Source organism: Bosea beijingensis, from assembly GCF_030758975.1.
GTDB lineage: Bacteria > Pseudomonadota > Alphaproteobacteria > Rhizobiales > Beijerinckiaceae > Allobosea > Allobosea beijingensis.
The window spans coordinates 468,570-490,028 of the sequence record NZ_CP132359.1; the positions used below are offsets into that span (position 1 = coordinate 468,570).

The 21,459-nt window shown below is 67.7% G+C and carries 20 protein-coding genes; 10 read left to right on the forward strand and 10 right to left on the reverse strand.

Annotation, left to right across the window (positions count from 1 at the left end; genetic code table 11):
• Nucleotides 1-342 precede the first annotated feature (342 nt).
• The 9 genes from Q9235_RS02360 to Q9235_RS02400 form a co-directional block, all read right to left on the reverse strand.
• Nucleotides 343-2,283, reverse strand: a complete 1,941-nt coding sequence (locus Q9235_RS02360) for a CocE/NonD family hydrolase (protein ID WP_306225193.1) — start codon at nt 2,281-2,283, stop codon at nt 343-345.
• Nucleotides 2,280-3,887: an ABC transporter substrate-binding protein gene (locus Q9235_RS02365; RefSeq protein ID WP_306225194.1), complete on the reverse strand. Its 1,608-nt coding sequence runs from the start codon at nt 3,885-3,887 to the stop codon at nt 2,280-2,282. Before Q9235_RS02365 ends, Q9235_RS02360 begins: the two co-directional genes overlap by 4 nt.
• A 14-nt stretch (nt 3,888-3,901) precedes the next feature.
• Complete coding sequence (locus Q9235_RS02370) at nt 3,902-4,930, reverse strand: ABC transporter ATP-binding protein (protein ID WP_306225195.1); 1,029 nt, start codon at nt 4,928-4,930, stop codon at nt 3,902-3,904.
• On the reverse strand, nt 4,927-5,898 hold the full coding sequence (locus Q9235_RS02375) for an ABC transporter ATP-binding protein (RefSeq protein WP_306225196.1): 972 nt from the start codon (nt 5,896-5,898) through the stop codon (nt 4,927-4,929). The genes Q9235_RS02370 and Q9235_RS02375 overlap by 4 nt, the downstream gene beginning before the upstream one ends.
• A gap of 3 nt (nt 5,899-5,901) precedes the next feature.
• Nucleotides 5,902-6,822 (reverse strand): ABC transporter permease, encoded by a 921-nt coding sequence (locus tag Q9235_RS02380; RefSeq protein ID WP_306225197.1) that lies wholly within the window; start codon nt 6,820-6,822, stop codon nt 5,902-5,904.
• Nucleotides 6,822-7,793 carry an ABC transporter permease gene (locus tag Q9235_RS02385; RefSeq protein ID WP_306225198.1) on the reverse strand — a complete coding sequence of 324 codons (972 nt, stop codon included), beginning with the start codon at nt 7,791-7,793 and terminating at the stop codon, nt 6,822-6,824. The genes Q9235_RS02380 and Q9235_RS02385 overlap by 1 nt, the downstream gene beginning before the upstream one ends.
• Nucleotides 7,794-7,899: 106 nt before the next feature.
• A complete protein-coding gene (locus Q9235_RS02390) occupies nt 7,900-8,799 on the reverse strand; it encodes a LysR substrate-binding domain-containing protein (protein WP_306225199.1) in 900 nt (299 codons plus the stop codon).
• A 63-nt stretch (nt 8,800-8,862) separates the two neighbouring features.
• On the reverse strand, nt 8,863-10,245 hold the full coding sequence (locus Q9235_RS02395; protein WP_306225200.1) for an ATP-binding protein: 1,383 nt from the start codon (nt 10,243-10,245) through the stop codon (nt 8,863-8,865).
• A complete protein-coding gene (locus Q9235_RS02400) occupies nt 10,242-11,030 on the reverse strand; it encodes a response regulator (protein ID WP_306225201.1) in 789 nt (262 codons plus the stop codon). The genes Q9235_RS02395 and Q9235_RS02400 overlap by 4 nt, the downstream gene beginning before the upstream one ends.
• A gap of 154 nt (nt 11,031-11,184) precedes the next feature.
• Here Q9235_RS02400 and Q9235_RS02405 point away from each other — a divergent pair, with 154 nt between their 5' ends.
• From Q9235_RS02405 to Q9235_RS02430, 6 genes are all read left to right on the forward strand, one after another.
• Nucleotides 11,185-11,403: a hypothetical protein gene (locus Q9235_RS02405; RefSeq protein WP_306225202.1), complete on the forward strand. Its 219-nt coding sequence runs from the start codon at nt 11,185-11,187 to the stop codon at nt 11,401-11,403.
• 56 nt (nt 11,404-11,459) lie between these two features.
• Nucleotides 11,460-12,923, forward strand: a complete 1,464-nt coding sequence (locus Q9235_RS02410; RefSeq protein WP_306225203.1) for a TolC family protein — start codon at nt 11,460-11,462, stop codon at nt 12,921-12,923.
• 14 nt (nt 12,924-12,937) lie between these two features.
• Nucleotides 12,938-14,374: a multicopper oxidase family protein gene (locus tag Q9235_RS02415; RefSeq protein ID WP_306225204.1), complete on the forward strand. Its 1,437-nt coding sequence runs from the start codon at nt 12,938-12,940 to the stop codon at nt 14,372-14,374.
• 26 nt (nt 14,375-14,400) lie between these two features.
• Nucleotides 14,401-14,883: a cupredoxin domain-containing protein gene (locus Q9235_RS02420; protein WP_306225205.1), complete on the forward strand. Its 483-nt coding sequence runs from the start codon at nt 14,401-14,403 to the stop codon at nt 14,881-14,883.
• A gap of 25 nt (nt 14,884-14,908) precedes the next feature.
• On the forward strand, nt 14,909-15,187 hold the full coding sequence (locus tag Q9235_RS02425) for a copper-binding protein (protein WP_306225206.1): 279 nt from the start codon (nt 14,909-14,911) through the stop codon (nt 15,185-15,187).
• 74 nt (nt 15,188-15,261) lie between these two features.
• Nucleotides 15,262-15,486, forward strand: coding sequence for a hypothetical protein (locus Q9235_RS02430; RefSeq protein WP_306225207.1), 225 nt, complete (start codon nt 15,262-15,264; stop codon nt 15,484-15,486).
• Between the two features lie 22 nt (nt 15,487-15,508).
• Here the strand turns inward: Q9235_RS02430 and Q9235_RS02435 are convergent, their stop codons facing one another.
• A complete protein-coding gene (locus Q9235_RS02435; protein WP_306225208.1) occupies nt 15,509-16,261 on the reverse strand; it encodes an IclR family transcriptional regulator in 753 nt (250 codons plus the stop codon).
• A 196-nt stretch (nt 16,262-16,457) separates the two neighbouring features.
• On the opposite strand from Q9235_RS02435, the gene Q9235_RS02440 reads away from it, so the two are divergent.
• Genes Q9235_RS02440 through Q9235_RS02455 form a run of 4 tightly spaced genes read left to right on the forward strand, consistent with a single transcriptional unit; the run spans nt 16,458 to nt 21,457 of the window.
• On the forward strand, nt 16,458-17,399 hold the full coding sequence (locus Q9235_RS02440; RefSeq protein ID WP_306225209.1) for an ABC transporter permease: 942 nt from the start codon (nt 16,458-16,460) through the stop codon (nt 17,397-17,399).
• On the forward strand, nt 17,396-18,277 hold the full coding sequence (locus Q9235_RS02445) for an ABC transporter permease (protein ID WP_306225210.1): 882 nt from the start codon (nt 17,396-17,398) through the stop codon (nt 18,275-18,277). Before Q9235_RS02440 ends, Q9235_RS02445 begins: the two co-directional genes overlap by 4 nt.
• On the forward strand, nt 18,277-20,079 hold the full coding sequence (locus tag Q9235_RS02450) for an ABC transporter ATP-binding protein (protein ID WP_306225211.1): 1,803 nt from the start codon (nt 18,277-18,279) through the stop codon (nt 20,077-20,079). The genes Q9235_RS02445 and Q9235_RS02450 overlap by 1 nt, the downstream gene beginning before the upstream one ends.
• A gap of 25 nt (nt 20,080-20,104) precedes the next feature.
• Complete coding sequence (locus tag Q9235_RS02455) at nt 20,105-21,457, forward strand: MmgE/PrpD family protein (RefSeq protein ID WP_306225212.1); 1,353 nt, start codon at nt 20,105-20,107, stop codon at nt 21,455-21,457.
• The last annotated feature ends 2 nt before the right edge of the window (nt 21,458-21,459 follow it).

Here is a 21,459-nt window from a genome sequence, read left to right on the forward strand (position 1 = left end):
ACGGACGATGGTCGGTGCGGATGACTTGCTGGCGCCGAGCAACCTGCTGTCCTCCTCCGGCGACAAGGCTTCGGCGCCGCGCCCGTTGAGAAACGCCTCGGTGCCGGCATCGCCGCTTGCCGACGCATAGCCGGATGCCGGGGGAGCCTTGCGGCGAGGAATTCCGTGCGCCGGTTGCCGGCGTCCCCGCAGGCCACCCCGTCCCAGCCCGACACAGTGGCCGAGCGTGTCAGCGTCATCGTGCAACGCCGCAGGCGCCGCAGCAGCGCGACGGTCGCTCCGCGAAACCCGACCCAACTCGGCCGCATCCGCAAAGCGCGGTATTTGGGTCGATGAAGCTCGTTACGCGGATCGACCGGGTTGCCGGGCTCTCTCGAGACGGTGCTCCGACAGCGAAGCCACCGGCACGACCGGGATGACGATCTGTGAGGCGCGCGCGCCGTCGCAGAACACCATGTTGCGGGCGACACGCCTCGTGCGCCCATGTCCTTCCGGGGCAAAGGTGTTTGGGTTCACGTCGAATTTCGGGAAGTTCGACGAGGAGATATCGAGCCTGATCCGGTGCCCAGCCTTGAACAGCGTCGCCGTGGCGAAGGGCTCGATGGTGATCCGGAACGGAACCTCCGGCTCGATCGGCTCCGGTTTCTCCCAGGACTTGCGATAGCGGCAGCGGAAGATGCCGTCCGTCAGGTTGAGCGCGAAGCCCGTGGGATAGTCGGCCGATGGCGGATGCATGTCGACCAGCTTGGCGGTGAAATCCGTGTCCGGAGCATCGGAGGCGACCCAGAGCTCGACCGTGATCGGCCCGATCACCGCCATGTCCTCTTCCAGCGGCAGGCTTTCAAAGGCGAGCACGTCGCGCCGCGCGATCAGGGGCATGCCGGCATCGCGCGAGCCGAAGAAACGCGGCCCCTCGCGCTGGTCGAAGCCGCCGCCCTCGAAGATCGGCTGGCCGCTGGTCAGCGCGCCGCCGATCGTGGGGACCGGATCGGCCGGGTCGAAATCATAGGTCAGCGGCGCGGCATCGGGAGCCGGTGCATCGCGCGAGAGCCGGCCATTGCCGTGAATGTACCAGGATTGCTGCTCGGTCTCCGGCAGCGGCCAGTGCGAGGTCTCGATCCAGCGCCCGCCCTGGACGAGGCGTCCATCGGCATCCTTCTCACCCGAGCCACCGCCCATCAGGAACAGGCGCAAGGTCGGGTCGGCTTCCAGCCCGTTGGGCTCGTCCCTCAGCCAGCGGTCGAACCAGCGCTTGCGGAAATCGAGCCAGTTCGTGCCGACATTGCCGTCGAAGGGCGCGGCATCGCCGAAGGAGACGTCACCGGCGAAGGTCGATTGGCGGTTGCCGTGCAGGCCGGCGCCCATGATGACGTTGAGATGCCGGCGGCCCGAGGCACCGAGGCCCGCGAAATTGTCGAAGGTGGTCTTCACATAGACGTCGTACCAGCTCGACATCAGCAGGATCGGTATGTCGGGCACCGCGTCGTAGAAGCCCTCCAGCCAGAGGCCCGGCCGTTTCCATTCGGGGCCGAAGGTGCCGGCGCGCCACTGGTCGAGCAGATAGGTCTCGTATTCCGGCACCCAGCGCACCGGCGAACGGCCTTCGCTCCACGGCATCACGCGGAACCAGGCATGCAGGTCCTCCGCCGCGAGGCCCGCGGCGACGACGGGATCGGCGAGCGCATCCGGGCTTTCCTGGGCCCGGTTATAGGCCCAGGTCGCCTGCTTCAGCTCGAAGGCGCCGCCCTGGCGGATGCCACATGAGAAGGCGTTCGAGAAGCCGCCGGAATCGAGGATCATGCAGGCGAGGCCGGGAGGCGTCAGCGAGGCCAGCGCCGCCTGGGTATGGGCGGCATAGGACAGGCCCATCGTGCCGATCCGGCCGTTGCACCAGGGCTGCGCAACGATCCAGGCGCAGGTATCGTAGCCGTCCTCGGCATCGGAGACGTATTTGACGAACTCTCCCTCCGAGCCGTAGCGGCCGCGGCAATCCTGATAGACCACCGCATAGCCGGCCCGGACGAAATGGGCCGCGACAGCAGTGCGGGCCATCGGCTTGGCCTCGCCGCGGCCGATCTCGGAGCGCGAGAGCTCCGCCTTGCCATAGGGCGTGCGCTCCATCACGACGGGGAAGGGACCGGGAAGGACTTTGCCGTCCCGTGCCGGGAGATAGATATCCGTGGCGAGCCGGACGCCGTCCCGCATCGTCACCCTGACGTCCTTCAGCGTGACGACATCATCGCCGCTCTCGGGAGCGGCGGCCTTCATCGATTGGGAGTTCACTTGGCCAGCCCCGCCCGCGCCGCAGTGGTGTCCTCGGCCATGTTGGCCTCGTAGGTGATGTTGGCCTTCGAGGCCCAGGCGATCTTCTGCCAGTAGAGCGGGATCACGGGCAGATCGCCGAAGACCATTTTCGACGCGGCCTGGATGCCGGCGATGCGCTTGCTGTCGTCGAACTGCGTCAGCGCCTCGGCCAGCGCCTTGTCGAAGGCGGGGTTGGAATAGCGCGCCCGGTTGAAGCCGCCGGTGCCGGCCTTCGAATCCGCAGTCATGAACAGATTGCGCATGCCCGGCCCCGCGGTCGGGGTCGTCGTGCCCAGCGAGAAGATGAAGGCGGAGAAGCTCTGCCGGCTCGCGGCGCTGGCATAGACGTTATAGGGCTGCGTCATCACGCCGTTCACCTTGATGCCGCCGCGCGAGAACATCTGGCCGATCGCCTGTGCGATGTCCTTGTCGCCGGCGAAACGGTCGTTCGAGGAATGGATGGTGATGCCGAACCCGTCCTTCTGCCCGGCCTGCTGCAGCAGGGCCTTGGCGCCGGCGAGGTCGTTGGCGACCGGCTTCAGCGTCGGATCGAAGCCAGCGACGCCCTCCGGCACGAGCTGGCCGGCCGGCACGCCCGCCCCGTTGAGCAACCGCTCGACGATCGCCGGCACGTTGATCAGCTTGGCCAGCGCCTGGCGCACACGCAGATCCCGCAGAGGATTGGGCTTCAGCGGCTTGCCGTCCTTGTCGGTGACGAAGGGGCTCTCCTCGCGCGCGGTGTCGAGGGCGAGATAGATCAGGCGGGCCGAGGGGATCGCATGAACCTTGAGCCCCGCCGTCTTCTCCAGCACCGGCAGGTCGGCCGGCGGCACGCCGTCGATCAGGTCGACCGCGCCCGAGCGCAGCGCTGCCACGCGGGCAGCATCATTGGCGATGAAGCGGATCGTCACGGTCTCGAAGGCGGGCTTCGGTCCCCAATAGCCCTCGTTGCGGGTCAGGATGACGCGGTCGCCCGGCACCCACTCCTTGAACTTGTAGGGTCCGGAGCCGACGAGCCCATCGCCCTTGTTGTAGTCCTGCAGGCTCTTGCCCTCGGCGGAGGCACGCTCGAGGATATAGACGAAGCCGACCCGCTCCATCAGGTCCGGCGTCGGCACCTCGGTCTTCACCTCCAGCGTCGTCGCATCGATCGCCTTCGCCGAAATCACGCCCGAGACGTTGTTGGAGAACGGCGCCGGGCTGTTGGGGACGTTGCGCGCGCGCTCCAGCGAGAACGCGACATCATCGGCCGTGACCGGCTTGCCGCTCTGGAAGCGGGCATCCTTGCGCAGGTTGATCCGCCAGGTCGTCGGGTCGATTGCCGACCAGCTCTCGGCGAGGCTCGGCTGCATGCGCAGATGCGCGTCGGTCTCGACCAGCCGGTCGAAGATCTGCATGGCGATGTTCTGGTTCGGCCCGGTGCGGGAGAACAGCGGGTCCATGGCCGAGGGCTCGCTCGCCGTGCCGATGACGAGGTCGGCGGCTTGGGCCAAGCCGGCAGTGCCGAGCCAGGCGGCGCTGGCGAGCAAGGGCAAGAGCGCGGTGAGGTGCGGCTTGCGGGTCGTGCGAAGCTTGGAGGTCATGCGATGTCTCCTCTTCAGGCGCTGCCGCCTGCCGCGAGCGATGCGGCGGCGACCTGGTTGAGATGGCAGGCGCTGAGATGTCCCTCAGCGATCGGTTCGAGAGCTGGCCGCGCCTGGGCGCAAGGCGTGAAGATGCGCGGGCAGCGCGGATGGAAGGCGCAGCCGGAGGGCGGATGGAGCGGCGAGGGAATTTCGCCGCGGATCGGCGTGAAGGCACGCCGACGCTCCTTCACCGAGGGCAATTCGCGTAGAAGCGCCGCGGTATAGGGGTGGTTCGGCGCGGCGAAGAAGGCATCGGCCGGCGCGGTCTCGACCACGCGGCCGAGATACATGATCGCGACCCGGTCGCTGATATGCTTCACCACGCTGAGGTCGTGGCTGATGAAGAGATAGGTCAGGCCGAGCTCCTCGCGCAGATCCATGAACAGGTTGATCACCTGGGCCTGGATCGAGACGTCGAGGGCCGAGACCGACTCGTCGCAGACGATCAACCGCGGCTTGACCGCGAGCGCCCGGGCGATGCCGATGCGCTGGCGCTGGCCGCCGGAGAACTGGTGCGGATAGCGCTTGCGGTAGGAGGGATCGAGCCCGACCTTCTCGAGCAGCTCCGCCACATAGTCGTCCACCTCCCCTGCCCGGACGAGGCCGTGCACCCGCGGCGCCTCGCCGACGAGATCGACGACGCGCTTGCGCGGGTTGAGCGAGGACATCGGGTCCTGGAAGATCACCTGCACGGCCAGGCGCATCTCCAGCGCCTCGCTGCGCGAGAGCGAGGCGACATCCTTGCCCTGCCAGAGCAAGGTGCCCTCGGTCAGCGGCAGCAACCCTGCCAACAGGCGGCCGAGCGTGGACTTGCCGCAGCCGGATTCGCCAACGAGGCCGAGCACCTCGCCCTGCCGGATGGCGATGTCGACGCCTTCGACGGCATGGACGGTTTCCTCGGAGATATTCGCGCCAAGCGCCCGGGCGAGCTTCTCGGCCGCGTCGAGGCCGCGGGAAAAGCGTCGGACGAGGCCGCGTCCTTCGATCAGGGCTTCGGTCATGCTGCTGCTCCGGCCATGAGCGGGTGGTGGCAGCGGAAGCTGTGGTTCACGCCCTGTTGCTTCGGCTCCTCCTGGCAGATCTCGCTTGCGGCGAAGCAGCGCGTCCGGAAGGCGCACCCGCCGGGTCTCGCCAAGGGCGAAGGCGAGAGGCCGGGGATCGGATGCAGCCTTGCGCCGCGCGTCGCGTTGGCAGGCAGCGCCTCCATCAGGCCGCGCGTATAGGGATGGGCCGGTCGGTCGAGCACGTCGTCGGTGGCGCCGGTCTCGACGATGCGGCCGGCATACATCACCGCGATCCGGTCGGCGAGGCTGGCGACCACGCCGAGATCATGGCTGATCCAGATCAGCGCCATGCCGAATTCGCTCGCCAGCCGGCGCACCTCGAACAGGATCTGGCCCTGGATGGTGACGTCGAGCGCGGTCGTCGGCTCGTCGGCGATGATCAGGTCGGGCTTGTGCAGCAGCGCGATCGCGATGGCGACGCGCTGGCGCATGCCGCCGGAGAACTGGTGCGGATAGGCCTTCAGCCGTTCCTCGGGCGAGGGAATGCCGACGAGGCCCAGCGCATCGCGGGAACGCACCCGCGCCTCCTCCCGCGAGACCGCGTCATGGGCGAGCACGGCCTCCACCATCTGCGTCTCGATCGAAAGCACCGGATTGAGCGTCATCATCGGGTCCTGGAAGATCATCGCGATCTTCTTGCCGCGCAGGCGCCTGAGCCGCTCGGTCGGGAGCCCGACGAGGTCCTCGCCCTGGAACAGGATGCGCCCGCCCGCGACCCGCCCAGGCGGCTCGATCAATCCGAGTATCGAGAAGCCGGTGATCGACTTGCCCGAGCCGGATTCACCGACGAGCCCGAGGATTTCGCCACGGTCGACGCTGAAGGAGACGCCATCCACGGCGCGGACGAGGCCCGCGGAACTGGCGAACTGGGTTTCGAGATTCTCGACGACGAGCACCGGGGCCATGGCTCAGCGCTCCGCGAGACGGGGATTCAGCACTTCGCGCAGCCGGTCGCCCACGATGTTGATGCTGAAGACGAGGGCGAGCAGCAGCAGTCCGGGATAGACGCTGATCCAGTACTGGCCGGCGAGCAGCACCTGATAGCCGTTGGCGATCAGGAGGCCGAGCGAGGGCTGGGTGATCGGCAGGCCGATACCGAGGAAGGACAGCGTCGCCTCGGCCGAGATCGCGTTCGCGACCTGCAGCGTGCCGATGACTATCAGCGGCGAGAGGCAGTTCGGCAGGAGATGGCCGAACAGCATGCGCGGCCGCGACAGGCCGAGCATCTTCGCCGCCTCGATATAGTCCTTGCCCTTCTCGACCAGGGCGGCGGCACGGACAGCACGGGCGAACATCGCCCATTGCACCAGCACCAGCGCGAAGATGACCTTGCCGACGCCCTGCCCGAGAATGGCGAGCAGCATCAGCGCAACGAGCAGGGTCGGGAAGCCCAGCATCAGGTCGACCAGCCGCATGATCACGCTGTCGACGCGCCCGCCGAAATAGGCGGCCGAGAGACCGAGCACGGTGCCGACGAGGAGAGCCACGACCCCGGCGAGGACGCCGACGAAGAGCGAGGTCCTGAGGCCGTAGATCATGGCCGAGAGCATGTCGCGGCCCTGCACGTCGGTGCCGAACCAGTAAACCGCGCCGCTCATGCTCTCGGAGCCCGGCGGCAACTTTGAGTCCATGATGTCGAGCGTCGAGAGGTCGTAAGGGTCCTGCGGGGCGAGTGCCGGGCCGAACACCGCGGTCAGGATCAGCAGGATACAGACGACGGCGGCGATCGTCGCCTTCGGGCTCTTAAGGACGCCGGCGAGCGAGCGCGCCAGAAGGCTGTCGGCATCGGGGCGCAAAGCTGCGAACAGGGCGGGTTTTGCGAAAGCCATCAGTTGCGCCCCAGCCGGATGCGCGGATCGAGGATCGAGTAGAGCACGTCGACCGCGAAGTTCAGCACGATGAAGAGGCTGACGACGACGAGCAGATAGGCGACCACCACCGGCCGGTCGAGCCGCATGATCGAGTCGATCAGGAGCTTGCCGATGCCGGGCCAGGCGAAGATCGTCTCGGTGACGACGCCGAACGCGATCAGCGAGCCGATCTCCATGCCGATCACGGTGACGAGCGGGATCATGATCGTCTTCAGCACATGCACCAGCACGACCCGGCGCTCGGTGAGCCCCTTGGCGCGGGCGAACTTGACGAAATCGAGCGGCATGGTCTCGCGCACGCCGGTGCGCGTCAGCCGGATCACCAGCGAGAGCTTGAACAGGGCGAGGTTGGTCGCCGGCAGGATCAGGTGGCGGATGCCCTCCCAGGAAGCGAAGCTGGTCTCGATGCCGAAGATCTGCCCGGTCGGCCCGCGCCCGCTGGAGGGCAGCCAGCCGAGCCAGACCGAGAAGATCATCACCAGCATCATGCCCTGCCAGAAATTCGGCAGGCTGAAGCCGAGGATCGAGCCGGTCATGATCGTCTCGTCGACGACGGAGCGCGGCTTCAGGCCCGCTATCAGCCCGAGCGGGATACCGATGACGAGGGAAATCAGGATCGCGACCAGCGCGAGCTCCAGCGTCGCCGGCAGGCGCTCGAAGATCAGCGAGATCGAGGGCTGGTTGAAGACGAAGGAGCGGCCGAGATCGCCCTTGAGCGCATTGCCGAGGAAGGCGAGGAACTGCACCGGCAGCGGCTTGTCGAGGCCGAGCGAGGCTTCGACCTGCGCCCGTTCGGCCGGAGTGGCGTCCGGCGCGATCAGCATCTCAGCGGGGTCGCCGATGGCATAGACGCCGACGAAGACGATGACGGCGGTCGCCGCCAGCACCAGCAAGCTCTGCATCAATCGTCGAATGACGAAGACGGTCATCGATGGCTCCCGGCATTGGCAGGGCGGCGTGATCGCCGTTCACCTGTCATGCCGACCATGATTGGCCCCGAAAGCCTCCGCAACCTTATGCGCAAAGCGCATCGGGCTATGTGCTGGCCTGCGCCTCCAGCCGGGTCTTCAGGATCTCCGTGAAGGCTTCCGCCGAGCGCGACATCGGCGCGCCCTTCAGCGTGACGATGCCGTAGGCGCCGTGGATGCAGGGGCTGAACGGGCGCTGCGCGATCGGCAGGTGCCGGTAAAGCCCGGCGATCAGCTCGGGCACCACGGCGACGCCGAGACCGCGGGCGACGAGCCCGCAGGTGGCCTCGACCGAATGCACCTCGATGCGCACGATCGGGAAGACGCCCGCCCGCCGCAACTGCCGCTCGAAAGCGAGCCGCGCCGGCCGCTGCCGGCCGAGCATGATCAGGTGATGTCCGGACAGGTCGCGAGGCGTCAGGTTCGGCCGCTCCGCCAGCGAATGGCCGGCGGGCATGATGCAGACCGACTCGGAGCGCACGATCTCGCGGGCCTCGAACCCCTTGTTGCGCGGCGGCAGGCTGACGAAGCCGAGATCGGCGACGCGCGCCAGCACCATCTGCTCGATCGCGTCGTAATGGCCTCCGATCAGCTCGACCGAGGCGTCATGGCGTTCGGCCAGATAGGTCTCGATCACCTCCGGCATCACCGTCGCGATGAAGGAATGCGGCACGGCCACCTTGAGGAAGCGCTGGCCGACGGTTCCCGCCCGCAGGTCCTCGGTGTAGCGCTTCAGCCGCGCGACCAGCGAGGCCAGCTCGCCGACCTCGTCCATCAGGGCGAAGGCTTCCGGCCGCGGCAGCAGGCGGCCATTGCTGCGCTCGAACAATTCGAAGCCCAGCTCCTCCTCGAGCTGCGTGAGCTGGCGGCTGACGGCCGATTGGGACAGGCCGAGCGTGACGGCGCCGGCGGTCGTGGAACCGCCGGCCATGACGGCGCGGAAGATTTCGATCTGCCGGATCTTCATCGATCGGAGTTCTCGCGATGGTCGGTGCCGGATCGCCGGCCGATAGCATGATCCAATAGCGGATCATCCGTCCCCGCCAGCACTTCTTTCCGGCGCCGGGCGATCGAGCCGCGGCAGGGAGACCGTGACGCGCAGGCCGCCCTCCACCCGGTTCTCCAGCGCGATGCTCCCCTCATGCGACCCGACGACGGCCCGGGCGATGGTGAGGCCGAGCCCCGAGCCCCCGGTCTCGCGCCCTCGCGATTCCTCCAGTCGCACGAAGGGCAGGAAGACGCGCTCGCCGTCGGCCGGTGCTATTCCCGGTCCTTCGTCCTCGATGGTGACCACGATCTGGCCACCGGCCTCGGCGATGCCGACCGCGGCCGCCCCCCCGTATTTCACGGCATTGCCGATGACGTTCGAGAAGGCCCGCTTCAGCGGCAGGACGCGGCCGAGGATCGGCGCTGCGTTCAGGCCGGACAGGCTGACCTTGTGCCCCTGGTCGAGATGCTCGTCGACGATGGTCTCAATGACGGAAGCGAGATCGATTGGCCGGACCGCCTCGCTCGACACGCCGCCGCGCAGATATTCCAGCGTCGAACCGATCATCTCCTCCATCTCGCCGAGATCGGCATCGATCAGGCGCCGCGTCACGTCGTCGTCGAGCAGTTCGGAGCGCAAACGCAGGCGGGTGATCGGCGTGCGCAGGTCGTGCGATACCGCGGCCATCGCCTGCATGCGCTCGGCGACGAGGCGCTGGATGCGCTCGCGCATGGTGTTGAAGGCGCGCGCCGCGCGGCGGACCTCGGCCGGGCCGTCCTCCGGCAGGGGCTGGGGCACCTGATCGAGACTGAAGCGCTCGGCGGCGAGCGCGAGATCGCGCAGCGGCCGGGTCGCCCAGCGCAGCAGCAGCAGCGCCACGACGACGATGCCGACGGCGAAGCAGATCATGATCGCGGTCAGATTCCAGTCGAGATGCTGGGCGGCGCCCAGCGTCGACGACGAGAAATTGACCCAGCTCCCATCGTCGAGCCGGATCGAAACCAGCATCAGGTGCCGGTCGGTCGCGGTTCCGTCGTCATCGGCCAGTCCGACTCGGAAGGCCTCGACAGCGAGATCGGGAGCGAACTGCTTCAGCCGCGCTTCCATCTCGCGCGTCCGCGTGGTCGCCGGTACATTGCCGAGGACGAGACTGACCTTGCTCCAGTGAACTTCGAGGCTCGCACTCGACAGGTCGTGCGCGACACGGTCGCGCTCCGCCCCGTCGGCAATGCTGGCGATGGCCCGCTTGATCGAGACGATGCGCTCGGCGAGGCTGCCGTCGCGCCCGGCCGAGGCGAAGCTCTCGGCGCCGACGCGGAAGGCCCAGTAGCCGAGCAGGTGAAAGGCGAGTAGTGCCGCGACCAGGATCAGGATCGCACGGCTTGCCACCGTATCGGGCCAGAAGCGTCCGGGCAGCCTCGTCAAGCGCTCTGTCCTTCGTGATGTCCGACCGTCGAAGCGAATAGGTAGCCCGCGCCGCGCACCGTCTTGATCAACTGGCCGCCGCTGGCATCGGCCTCCAGCTTGCGGCGCAGGCGACTGATCTGGACGTCGATCGTCCGGTCGAACGGATCGTCGCTCATCCGCGCCTTGGCGAACTGCATCAGCGCCTCGCGCGACAGCACCCGGTTGGCATGCTCGACGAAGGCGACGAGCAGGTCGAACTCGCCGGTCGAGAGGTCGATCAAGGTCCCGGCCGGCGATTGCAGCTCCCGTCGCCTGAGGTCCATGCGCCAGCCGTCGAAGGTGACGAGCGCGCTCGCCTGCGAGACGGCCGCGCCCTGCCCCGCCCGCGCCCGGCGCAGCAAGGCCCGGATGCGCGCCAGCAATTCGCGCGGGCTGAACGGCTTGGTGACATAATCGTCCGCCCCGCCTTCGAGACCGACGATGCGGTCGCTCTCCTCGCTGCGCGCGGTCAGCATCACGATCGGGACATGCGAGGTCGTGCGCAGGTCGCGGCAGAGCTCGACGCCGGAGCGGCCGGGCAGCATCAGGTCGAGTACGATCAGGTCGATGGCGCTATGCATCAGCGCTTCCATCATCGCCCGACCATCCGACGCACCCGTCACCTGGTAACCGTGCCGCTGCAGGAAACGCGCGACGAGGAGCCTGATCTGCGGATCATCATCCACCACCAGGATATGGCCGTGATCGTCATTGGTCGGTGCGACCGACGCCTGATCAATTTCGTGGTCCGCGTTCCCTGCCATCACCATGCCGCGCGAGCGCCGGCTCTCCTCTGTGAGAACCGACCATAGCGCGCCCGTGGTCCGGCTGCCCGCATCGCTTTGAAACAATTTGTAACGGACGCCCGCGGATCGGCGTTGCTACCCCTGCTCCACCGCAACAAGGGAGCCGTGAGTCGTGAACTTGGTGAAGCTGCCGTTCCTGGGGGCGATCGGCCTGGCACTCGGTGCCTGCTCGGTCTCCGCCGTTCCAGACCATCTGGCCCGGCCGGCCGATCCGAATGCCCGCGTTCCCGCCGCCACCTATGGCAGCGTGACGGCCGGCGCGGCCACCTACCGCCCGGCCGAGCCCAAGGACTGGCGCGAACTCAACCGCCGGGTCGGGCCGAAATCATGACGCAGCCGAACCACCCTGTCGCCGCGCCGTCTCGCGCCACTGTCCAAGGACCGGCGTTGCCCCATTCTCCTGTCCCGAAAGCCCGGCGCCTGCTGCACTGGACCCTGCTTGCCGGCGCCACCGCATTGTTGGGCGGCTGCGCGGGCTTCTCCGCCGATGGCGGCATGAGCGCGATCCAGAGCGCGACCTATGCCGATATCGGCAAGGACGTGGCCAAGATCAGTGACGACCAGACCGCTCTCACCGCCAAGGGGCGCGTCGACCAGCTCCTGCGCAAGCCGTTGACGGCGGATGCGGCCGTGCAGGTCGCGCTGCTCAACAATCGCGGTTTGCAGGCCGCCTTCAACGAGCTGGGCATGGCCGAGGCGCAGATGGTCGCGGCGAGCCTACCGCCCAATCCGCGCTTCGGCATCTCCAAGCTCTCCGGCCGCTTCGAGATCGAGATCGAGCGCCAGATCATCGGCAGCCTGCTGGCGCTCGCGACCTTGCCGGCACGGGCCGAGATCGCGCGCGACCGCTTCCAGACCGCGCAGATGCGGACGGCCGAGGCGGTGCTGAAGCTCGCGGCCGACACGCGCCGCCAGTACTATCGCGCCGCCGCTGCCAACGCCCAGGTCGCCTCCTATCAGGAGGCGAAAAGCTCCGCCGATGCGGCGTCCGAACTGCTCAAGCGGCTAGGCGAATCCGGCGGCGTCAACAAGATCGACCAGGCCCGCGAATTCGCCTTCGAGGCCGAACTCACAGTGCAGCTCGCCCAGGCCCGCCAGCAGCAGCGCCAGGAACGCGAGCGTCTCGTCCGCCAGCTCGGCCTCTGGGGCGACGACCTCAATTTCCGGGTCAGCAGCCTGCCGCCCTTGCCGCGCCTGCAATCGGTAAAGGCGATCGAGGCCGAGGCCTTGCGCAAGCGCGTCGATCTCCGGATCGCGCGGGCCGAGCTCGACACGCTCGCGAAGTCGCTGGGGCTCACCCAGGCGACGCGCTTCGTCAACGACATCGACCTGCTCGGCCGAAGCACCTACGACCGCAGCCGCAGCATCAACGACCACGGCCATGTCGAGCGCGAGAGCAGCCGCAGCCGGACGCTGGAACTCGAGATCGACATCCCGATCTACGATTTCGGCCAGTCCAAGGTCGCGCTCGCCGAGCAGACCTACATGCAGGCCGCCAACAAGCTGGCCGAGAAGGCGGTCAATATCCGCTCCGAAGCGCGCGAGGCCTACACCGCCTATCGCGCCAATTACGACATCACGCGCCAGTACCAGACCAATGTCCTGCCGCTGCGCAGGATCATCCAGGAGCAGTCGCTGCTGCAGTACAGCGGCATGCTCAACGACGTGACGGACCTGATCGCGGATGCCCGCAGCCGCATCCTCTCGAACATCGCCGCGATCAATGCCCGCCGCGATTTCTGGATCGCCCATACCGATTTCAAGCACGCGCTGATTGGCGGCGGCAGCGCGGGTGGCGCGGCCACCGTGGCGGCGGCCGGCGGCGGCGATGCCGGCGCCGCAGGCCACTGAAGGAGTCGACGGACATGACATCCCTTTCCCGCAGAGGCTTCATCGGCTCGTCCGGGCTGGTCCTGGCCGGCGCCGCAGCGGTCTCGGGCCGCACAGCCTTCGCCGCCGTGCCGGAGGCTCCGACCATGGCGGAGGCTGCGACGCAGGCGCCGCTCGTGCCGACCACCGGGCCGGATTACCAGCCGGTCGCGACGCTGAACGGCTGGTCCCTACCATGGCGCATGAACGGCGACTGGAAGGAGTTCCATCTCGTTGCCGAGCCGGTGGTGCGCGAGCTCGCGCCCGGCATGAAAGCCTATCTCTGGGGCTATAACGGCCAGTCGCCGGGGCCGACGATCGAGGCGGTCGAGGGCGACAAGGTCCGCATCTACGTCACCAACAAACTGCCCGAGAGCACGGCGGTGCATTGGCACGGCCAGCGTCTGCCCAACGGCATGGACGGCGTCGGCGGGCTGACGCAGCCGCATATCCCCTCGGGCAAGACCTTCGTCTACGAGTTCGTGCTCAGGCGCTCCGGCACCTTCATGTACCACCCGCATTCGGACGAGATGGTCCAGATGGCGATGGGCATGATGGGCTTCTTCGTCGTTCATCCGAAGGACCCGGCCTTCCGCCGCGTCGACCGCGATTTCGTCTTCCTGCTCAATGCCTTCGACATCGAGCCCGGCTCCTATGTGCCGCGGGTCGCCGAGATGACCGAGTTCAACATGTGGTGCTGGAACAGCCGCGTGTTCCCGGGCATCGATCCCTTGGTCGTCGGCAAGAACGACAAGGTCCGGATCCGCTTCGGCAACCTGACCATGACCAACCACCCGGTCCATATGCACGGCTACGAGTTCAAGGTCTCCTGCACCGATGGCGGCTGGGTCGATCCGGCTGCGGCCTGGGACGAGGTCTCGGTCGATGTCGCCGTCGGCCAGATGCGCGCCTTCGATTTCGTCGCCGACGAACCGGGCGACTGGGCGATCCACTGCCACAAGTCGCACCACACCATGAATGCCATGGGGCATTCGGTGAAGAACTATATCGGCGTCAGCAAGAAGGACCTCGCCAAGCGCATCGCCAGGATCGCGCCGGGCTACATGCCGATGGGCTCGAACGGCATGGGCGAGATGGGTTCGATGGAGATGCCTCTGCCTGAGAACACCCTGCCGATGATGACGGGATTCGGTCAATTCGGCCCGATCGAGATGGGCGGCATGTTCTCGGTGGTGAAGGTCCGTGAAGGCCTGGCGAAGGGGGACTACAAGGACCCCGGCTGGTTCAAGCATCCGGAAGGCACCGTCGCCTACGAACTCAAGGGCACGAAGCTCGGGCAAGCCCCGCGCGCGACCCCGCCCGAGAGTGGCGTCCAGGCCGCGGAATGGCGCGCCAAGGACCCGCGCAAGCCGAGCCTCGGGCCGGACGGCAAGCCGCGCCCCGCGACCAAGAAGCCGCATTCCAACCACTGACACGCCATCCCAGCCAGGAGAGCCTCATGGGCATAGCAGCATTCAAGCTCGCCGCGATCGCGATCACCCTCTCGGCCGGCGCGGCCTTCGCCGGCCCCGGCGGTGCCGGGCACGGCCATGGCGACGAGACCGCCTATGGCAAGGCCGGCGACCCGAAGAAGCCCGCCCGCATCGTCCAGGTCGTGATGGCCGAGCGGGACGGCAAGATGTCCTTCATCCCTGACCGGGTCGAGGTTCGTCGCGGCGAGCAGATCCGCTTCCAGCTCCGTAACAATGGCGAACTCGACCACGAACTCGTCGTCGCGACGCTGGAGGAGAACCTCAAGCATGCAGTCGCGATGCAGAAGAACCCCGACATGGAACATGACGATCCGAACGCCAAGCGCCTCGCGCCGAAGAAGACCGGCGAGATCGTCTGGGCCTTCACCAAGGCAGGCGAGTTCGACTTCTCCTGCCTCATCCCCGGCCACCGCGAAGCCGGCATGACCGGCAAGATCATCGTCAAGTGAACGCTGTCAGCGAAAGGAACATCCCATGCTGAAAACCGTCGCCGCCCTCGCCTTCCTGCTCGCTGCGCTGCCGGCCGCCGCCCAATCGGTCAGCGGCACCGTCACAAAGGTCGACGAGGCCCAGGGCAAGCTCACCATCAATCACGGCGCGATCAAGAATCTCGACATGGACGCCATGACGATGGTGTTTCGGGCTGGCGACCCGGCCATGCTCGAGGGGCTGAAGGCCGGCACCAAGGTCAAGTTCGACGCCGACCGCGTCAACGGCCAGCTCACGGTGACCAAACTCCAGCCTGCCAAGTGACGACGACCGAAGGAGGCGGGCGCGTTCAGCATGTCCGCCTCCCTCGCGCCGTTACGATCATCCTGGCGGCGCTGATGGCTGCTTCGGCTGCCCTGGCCTCCGATGGCGATCTGCAAAGGGTCCTGCTCGAACAGGGCTGTATCGAACCGAAGATCGAAACCATCCTGCAGCAGCGCGGCCTCGTCGCCTATCGCGCCAATTGCCTCGGCTCCTCCCACAAGACGATCGTGATCGTCTGCAGCGATGGCCGCTGCCGGCCGGACGCGCCGGTCAGGGAGCCGATCGCCAGGAAAGGCTGAACCCAGCCTACTCTCAACGGCCTCAAGCCAGGCATTCGCGCAAGAGCGCGATCTGACTCTCGACCCAGTCGTCGGTCATCATTTCCAGCGGCGCGTTGAAGGAGACGGCCATATTGACGTCGTGCGGGGCCTGGCTCGGCCGGGGCAGGCCGATGCCCCCCTGCCCCGGGAAGTAATATCCCATGTTGAGCGCATAGCCGCGGCGCTGCGCATCGGTGACCTGCCCGAGGATGACGTCGCCATCGACATGGCGCCCCGAGGGGTGCTTCAGGTAGCGCTCGGCATTGGCTGTAATGATTTGCTGGATCGCTGCCTCCGGCAAAAGCGACATCAGGGCGAGGCTGCCGGCACCGACGCCCATCGGCACGCGATAGCCCACGCCCATCGAGAACTGGCGCCGCGTCGAGCGGCTGATCATCTCGGCACAGACCGCGTCGACCCCGGACTGCACGATCAGGTAGACGGTGAAGCCGGTCAGGCGGGCGAACTCGGTCATGCCGGGACGCACTTTCTGGACCTGCGGCTCGAGCCGCTCCTGCCGCCGTGCCAGCATCGGCACGGCCGAGCCGAGGCGGTAATGACCATAGCGCCCCGTCGGCTCGGCGAAGCCCTTCTGCAAGAGGGCGACGAGGCTGCGATGCGCCACCGATTTCGCGCAGCCCATGCGCTCGGCAATCTCCGCCAGGCTCAATCCCTCCGGCCCGACCTCGCCGAGCGCCAGGACGATATCCAGCGCTCGCTCGGCATTCGACGAGGAACTCAGGGGCTTCGCCACGGCAATAATTCCGATTATCAGAACAAATTATACCTTATCATACCGAATACAGGAATTTGTTGACAAGGGCCGGTTTGTCCTTTTCGCTGGAGGTGCTGCCGGATCGTCGAGACGTCTAGGAGCGCCTCGCCATCCGGCCGCCAACAGGCAGCCGCGCCAGCCCCATCGCTGGCCGGATAATGCGGGGGCGAACCGGATGGTGTCATTCCTGGCGAGGCGTCTGGGCTTCGCCGTCGTCACATTGTTCAGCGTCCTGACGCTGGTCTTCCTGATCGTGCGGATCCTGCCCGGCGATCCCGTGCTGGTGATCCTGGGCGATCAGGCGAGCCCCGCCAGCGTCCTCGCGCTGCGCCAGCGGCTCGGTCTCGACCAGTCGCTGCCCGTCCAGTACGGGCGCTTCCTGCTCCAAGCGTTCCGCGGCGATCTCGGCACCTCGATGATCTCCGGCCGGCCGGTGACGGAGGAAATCCTCGCCGTCCTGCCCTATACGCTGGAACTGACCATCGCCGCGCTGCTCCTGGGCGCCGCGCTCGGGATTCCCGCCGGCGTCTGGGCCGCGGTGCGGCGCAACCGGCTCCCCGATTACGTACTGCGCCTGCTCTCGCTGCTCGGCCTTTCGCTGCCGGCCTTCGTTGCCGCGATCATCCTGCTGATGGTTTTCGCCATCCAGTTCCGCTGGTTCCCGGTGATCAGCGCGGGCGGCGCCGATACGTTGACCGAGCGCCTCCGGCAGATGGCGCTGCCGACACTCGCGCTCGCGCTGATCATGATGGCCTACATCACCCGCGTGACGCGCTCGGCGATGCTGGAGGTGCTCAGCCAGGATTTCGTGCGCACGGCGCGGGCCAAGGGCGCCTCTGCCTCGGCGGTGATCTGGTCGCATGCGCTCGGCAACTGCCTGATCCCGATCACCACGGTCATCGGCCTCTATCTGGGCATCCTGATCGGCAACTCGGTGCTGACCGAGATCGTGTTCTCGCGCCCCGGCCTCGGCAAGCTGATCCTGACCGCGCTCAGCCAGCGCGATTACACGCTGCTGCAGGGGATGATCGTCGTCTACACGCTGATGGTCGTCATCGTGAACCTGCTGACCGACCTGACCTACGGCTTTCTCGATCCGAGGGTGCAGTACAAATGAGCGAGACCACCTCGGAAACCGCTCGCCCCCTCGCTCGCCAAAGCGCCTTCCGCGGCGTGCTGGCCCGGCTCAACCTCACGACCTGGATCGGCGTCGCCATCGTCGTGCTGCTTGTGCTCGCCGCGATCTTCGCGCCCTATCTCGCGACGCATCCGCCAGCGAAGCAGAGCATCATGGACCAGCTCGCCCCGCCCGGCGGCGGCTACCTGCTCGGCGCCGACCAGTTCGGCCGCGACATCTGGTCGAGGCTGCTCTTCGGCGCGCGCTACTCCCTGACCATCGGCCTCTTCGCAATCCTGACGGCGCTGGTGATCGGGTCGCTGATCGGCATGACCGCGGGCTATCGCGGCGGGCGCACCGACATCCTGCTGATGCAGGTGATGGACGTCATCCTCGCCTTTCCCTCGCTGATCCTCGGGCTCGCGCTGGTCGCCCTGATGGGTGCGACGATGACGAATATCGTCATCGCCATCGCCTTCACGGCGACGCCCGCCTTCGCCCGGATCGCGCGCGCCGCGGTCATCGCCCAGCGCGACCGCGAGTATGTCCAGGCCTGCCGCGCCATGGGCTTCTCTGGCGGGCGCATCCTGTTCCGCCATATCCTACCCGCGATCCTGCCGGAGGTGATGGTGATGACCTCGCTCTGGATGGCGACGGCGGTACGCACCGAAGCTTCGCTCGCCTTCATCGGGCTCGGCCTCGCGCCGCCCACGCCGACCTGGGGCGGCATGGTGCGCGAGGGCTTCGAGAACATCCTGAGCTCGTTCCATCTCGCGCTCTTCCCCAGCCTCGCGATCCTGATCCTCGTGCTGGCCTTCAACCTGATCGGCGACGGCTTGCGCGACGCGATCGACCCCCGCCTGAAGGACGCATCGTGATGGTCGGCAAGAACACGAGCGGCCAGATGAGGGACGGCAAGCCGGTCCTGTCGGTCAGCGGCCTGACGATCGCCTTCGGTTCCACCACCGTCGTGCATGATCTCGGCTTCGAGATCGCCGCCGGCGAGACCCTCGCCGTGGTCGGCGAATCCGGCTCGGGCAAGAGCGTGACCTCGCTCGCGATCATGGGTCTGCTGCCCGAGCGGATCGGACGCGCGAGCGGATCGGTCAGGCTCGGCGACCGTGAATTGCTGACGCTCGGCGAGTCCGAGATGCGCGGCGTGCGCGGCGGCCAGGTCAGCATGATCTTCCAGGAGCCGATGACCTCGCTGAACCCGGTCCAGCGCATCGGCGACCAGATCGGCGAGGCGATCCGCATCCATCGCGGCCTCAGGGGCGCTGAATTGCGCGAGGCCGTGCTGGAGATGTTACGCAAGGTGCGCATCCCCGACCCCGAAGAGCGCATCGACAACTACCCGCACACCTTCTCCGGCGGCATGCGCCAGCGGGTGATGATCGCGATGGCACTGGCCTGCAACCCGGCGCTGATCATTGCCGACGAGCCGACAACCGCGCTCGACGTCACCGTGCAGGCGCAGACGCTGGCGCTGCTCAAGGAACTCCAGCGCGAGACCGGCACGGCGATCCTGTTCATCACCCATGACATGGGCGTCGTCGCCGAGATCGCCGACCATGTCCTCGTCATGCGCCGCGGCCGCGCGATCGAGCAGGGCACGGTCCACGAAGTCTTCTCCAACCCGCGCGACGCCTATACGCGCAGCCTGATCGCGGCGGCACCGAGCCTCGTCGGCAAGCTCGCGGGCGGAGCCATCGCCGCGCGCGGCGTCGAGGGCGTGCCGCTCTCCTTCCGCGGCGACACAGCCGTGCTGGAGGTGCGCGATCTCTCCGTCCGCTTCCCCTCGCGTGGCGGCCTGTTCGGCCGGCTGAAGGGCGAGGTCCATGCTGTCGAGCAGGTCTCCTTCGCCATCGGCAAGGGGGAGACGCTCGGCCTCGTCGGCGAGTCGGGCTCGGGCAAGTCGACCATCGGCAAGGCGATCATCGATTTGGCCCCGCGTCATTCCGGCGAGATCACCGTCGCCGGCCGCCGGATCGACTATGCCGACCCGCGCAGCCTCGCCGGCTTGCGCCGCGACGTGCAGATGATCTTCCAGGATCCGTTCGGCTCGCTCGATACCCGCCAGAGCATCGGCTCGGCGATCATCGAACCGATGCAGGTCCATGGCATCGCTTCCGGCAAGGAGGCGCGCTCCAAAATGGAGTGGCTGCTGGAGCGCGTCGGGCTCGATCCGGCGCGGGCCACCAGCCTGCCGCACGAGTTCTCGGGCGGGCAGCGCCAGCGCATCTGCATCGCGCGCGCGCTCGCGATGTCGCCCAAGTTGATCATCGCCGACGAGGCGGTCTCGGCGCTCGACGTGGCGATCAAGGCGCAGATCATCGACCTGATGATCGACCTGCAGAAGGAATTCGAGGTCTCCTATCTCTTCATCAGCCATGACATGGCGGCGGTCGAGCGCATCTGCGACCGCGTCGCGGTGATGTATTTCGGCGAGATCGTCGAGATCGGCGCGCGCGACGACGTCATCGGCCGGCCCGGCCACGGCTATACGCAGCGCCTCCTCTCGGCGATCCCGATCACCCATCCCGACCAGCGCGGCGGCCGCCCGCCGCAGCGCGTCGACGCCACGCCACCGCGCAGCCCTATGAAACCCCTCGGCTACCGCCCGCCGCCGCCGAGCTGGGAGATGATGGCCGACGGCCATTTCATCCGCCGGGCGAGCTAGTCATTCAGGAGCCGGAACGCGAACCATGCACGCCATCGAGGAACTCGCCGCCTTCGTCGCCGACCACCCTGAGGGCGCCTTGCCGGCAGAGGCACGGGAAAGCGCCTCGCTCCTGGTCGCGGACCTGATCGGAGCCACGGCGGCTGGACTGGATTCGCGGCTGGCCACGGCCGCCCGCGCCGCAGCCCAGCAACTTTACGGTTCAGGTCCGGCTGGTATCTGGCTGACCGGCACCAAGCTCAGTGTCGCCGGCGCCGCCATGGCGAATGCGGCGGCGGCGAGCGCGCTCGATATCGATGACGGCCATCGCGGCGCAGCCGGCCATGCCGGCGCCGGAATCATCCCGGCCGCCTTCGCCGTCGGGCAGGCGCTCGATGCGTCGGATGAGAGCATCTTCGATGCGATCGCGCTCGGCTACGACGTCGCGCTCCGGGTCGCGGCAGCGCGGCCGACACCGACCATCGAGACCTATAGCAGTGGCCGCTGGGTGAATTACGGCGTCGCCGCCACGGCCGGCCGCCTGCTCGGGCTCGACGCGCCGGCCCTCGCCCATGCCATGGCGATCGCCGGGGCCGAGGGGCCGATCAGCTTCCCCATGGGCTCGTCGAAATACCAGGGGAGCACCGTGAAGGAGGTCATCCCGCCGGCCGTCGTCGCCGGCCTGACCGGCGCCTACCGGGCCCGCGCCGGCGCCACCGGCCCGCGCGACCTGCTCGACCGCGATGACCGCTTCACCCGCAGCGTGCTGACCGGCGGTCTCGGCGAACGCTGGTGGCTGCAGGACTGCTACCTCAAGCCCTATGCCTGCTGCCGCTACATGCATGCCGCGGTCGATGCGATCCTGGCGCTGCGCCAGCCCGGCAAGCCGATCCTCTCCCTGCGCATAGAGACGTTCCCGCGCGGGCTCGGCCTCGCCAACGAACGCGCGCCGCAGACGCTCGAAGGCGGCCAGTACAGCTATTATTTCAGTTGCGCGCTGGCGGCGATCCATGGCGCGGCCGCCTTGCAGCCGGTCGACCCCGCGCATCTCCACGATCCGCAGGTGCTCGAGCTCGCCAGCCGGATCGAACTGTCCGCGCATGACGATTTCGCTGCCGCCTTCCCGAAGAGCACGCCCTGCCGCGTCATCATCGACCAGGGCGAAGGCCCGCGCAGCCTGACGGTGCCCTACCCGCTCGGCGACGTCGCCAATCCGATGAATCGCGCTGAGGTCACCGAGAAATTCCGGCGCATCGGCGCGGCGAGCGTCGCGCCCGACTGGCAGGACACGATCCTGGCCGCGCTCGACGGACTGACGAGCGACGGCTTCCGGCCACTTTTCGCCGCGCTCGGCACGCAGCCGGCGCGGCTGCGACTGGTTTCAACAGGGGAAGGCTAACA

Bases quoted from the DNA above. Each gene is read 5' to 3' on its own strand.
- Q9235_RS02450 (WP_306225211.1), top strand. From the start codon at position 18,277: ATGGTCGGCAAGAACACGAGCGGCCAGATGAGGGACGGCAAGCCGGTC.
- Q9235_RS02455 (WP_306225212.1), top strand. From the start codon at position 20,105: ATGCACGCCATCGAGGAACTCGCCGCCTTCGTCGCCGACCACCCTGAG.
- Q9235_RS02440 (WP_306225209.1), top strand. From the start codon at position 16,458: ATGGTGTCATTCCTGGCGAGGCGTCTGGGCTTCGCCGTCGTCACATTG.
- Q9235_RS02380 (WP_306225197.1), bottom strand. From the start codon at position 6,822: ATGGCTTTCGCAAAACCCGCCCTGTTCGCAGCTTTGCGCCCCGATGCC.
- Q9235_RS02370 (WP_306225195.1), bottom strand. From the start codon at position 4,930: ATGACCGAAGCCCTGATCGAAGGACGCGGCCTCGTCCGACGCTTTTCC.
- Q9235_RS02385 (WP_306225198.1), bottom strand. From the start codon at position 7,793: ATGACCGTCTTCGTCATTCGACGATTGATGCAGAGCTTGCTGGTGCTG.
- Q9235_RS02445 (WP_306225210.1), top strand. From the start codon at position 17,396: ATGAGCGAGACCACCTCGGAAACCGCTCGCCCCCTCGCTCGCCAAAGC.
- Q9235_RS02430 (WP_306225207.1), top strand. From the start codon at position 15,262: ATGGCTGCTTCGGCTGCCCTGGCCTCCGATGGCGATCTGCAAAGGGTC.
- Q9235_RS02415 (WP_306225204.1), top strand. From the start codon at position 12,938: ATGACATCCCTTTCCCGCAGAGGCTTCATCGGCTCGTCCGGGCTGGTC.
- Q9235_RS02400 (WP_306225201.1), bottom strand. From the start codon at position 11,030: ATGGCAGGGAACGCGGACCACGAAATTGATCAGGCGTCGGTCGCACCG.
- Q9235_RS02425 (WP_306225206.1), top strand. From the start codon at position 14,909: ATGCTGAAAACCGTCGCCGCCCTCGCCTTCCTGCTCGCTGCGCTGCCG.
- Q9235_RS02390 (WP_306225199.1), bottom strand. From the start codon at position 8,799: ATGAAGATCCGGCAGATCGAAATCTTCCGCGCCGTCATGGCCGGCGGT.
- Q9235_RS02365 (WP_306225194.1), bottom strand. From the start codon at position 3,887: ATGACCTCCAAGCTTCGCACGACCCGCAAGCCGCACCTCACCGCGCTC.
- Q9235_RS02375 (WP_306225196.1), bottom strand. From the start codon at position 5,898: ATGGCCCCGGTGCTCGTCGTCGAGAATCTCGAAACCCAGTTCGCCAGT.
- Q9235_RS02420 (WP_306225205.1), top strand. From the start codon at position 14,401: ATGGGCATAGCAGCATTCAAGCTCGCCGCGATCGCGATCACCCTCTCG.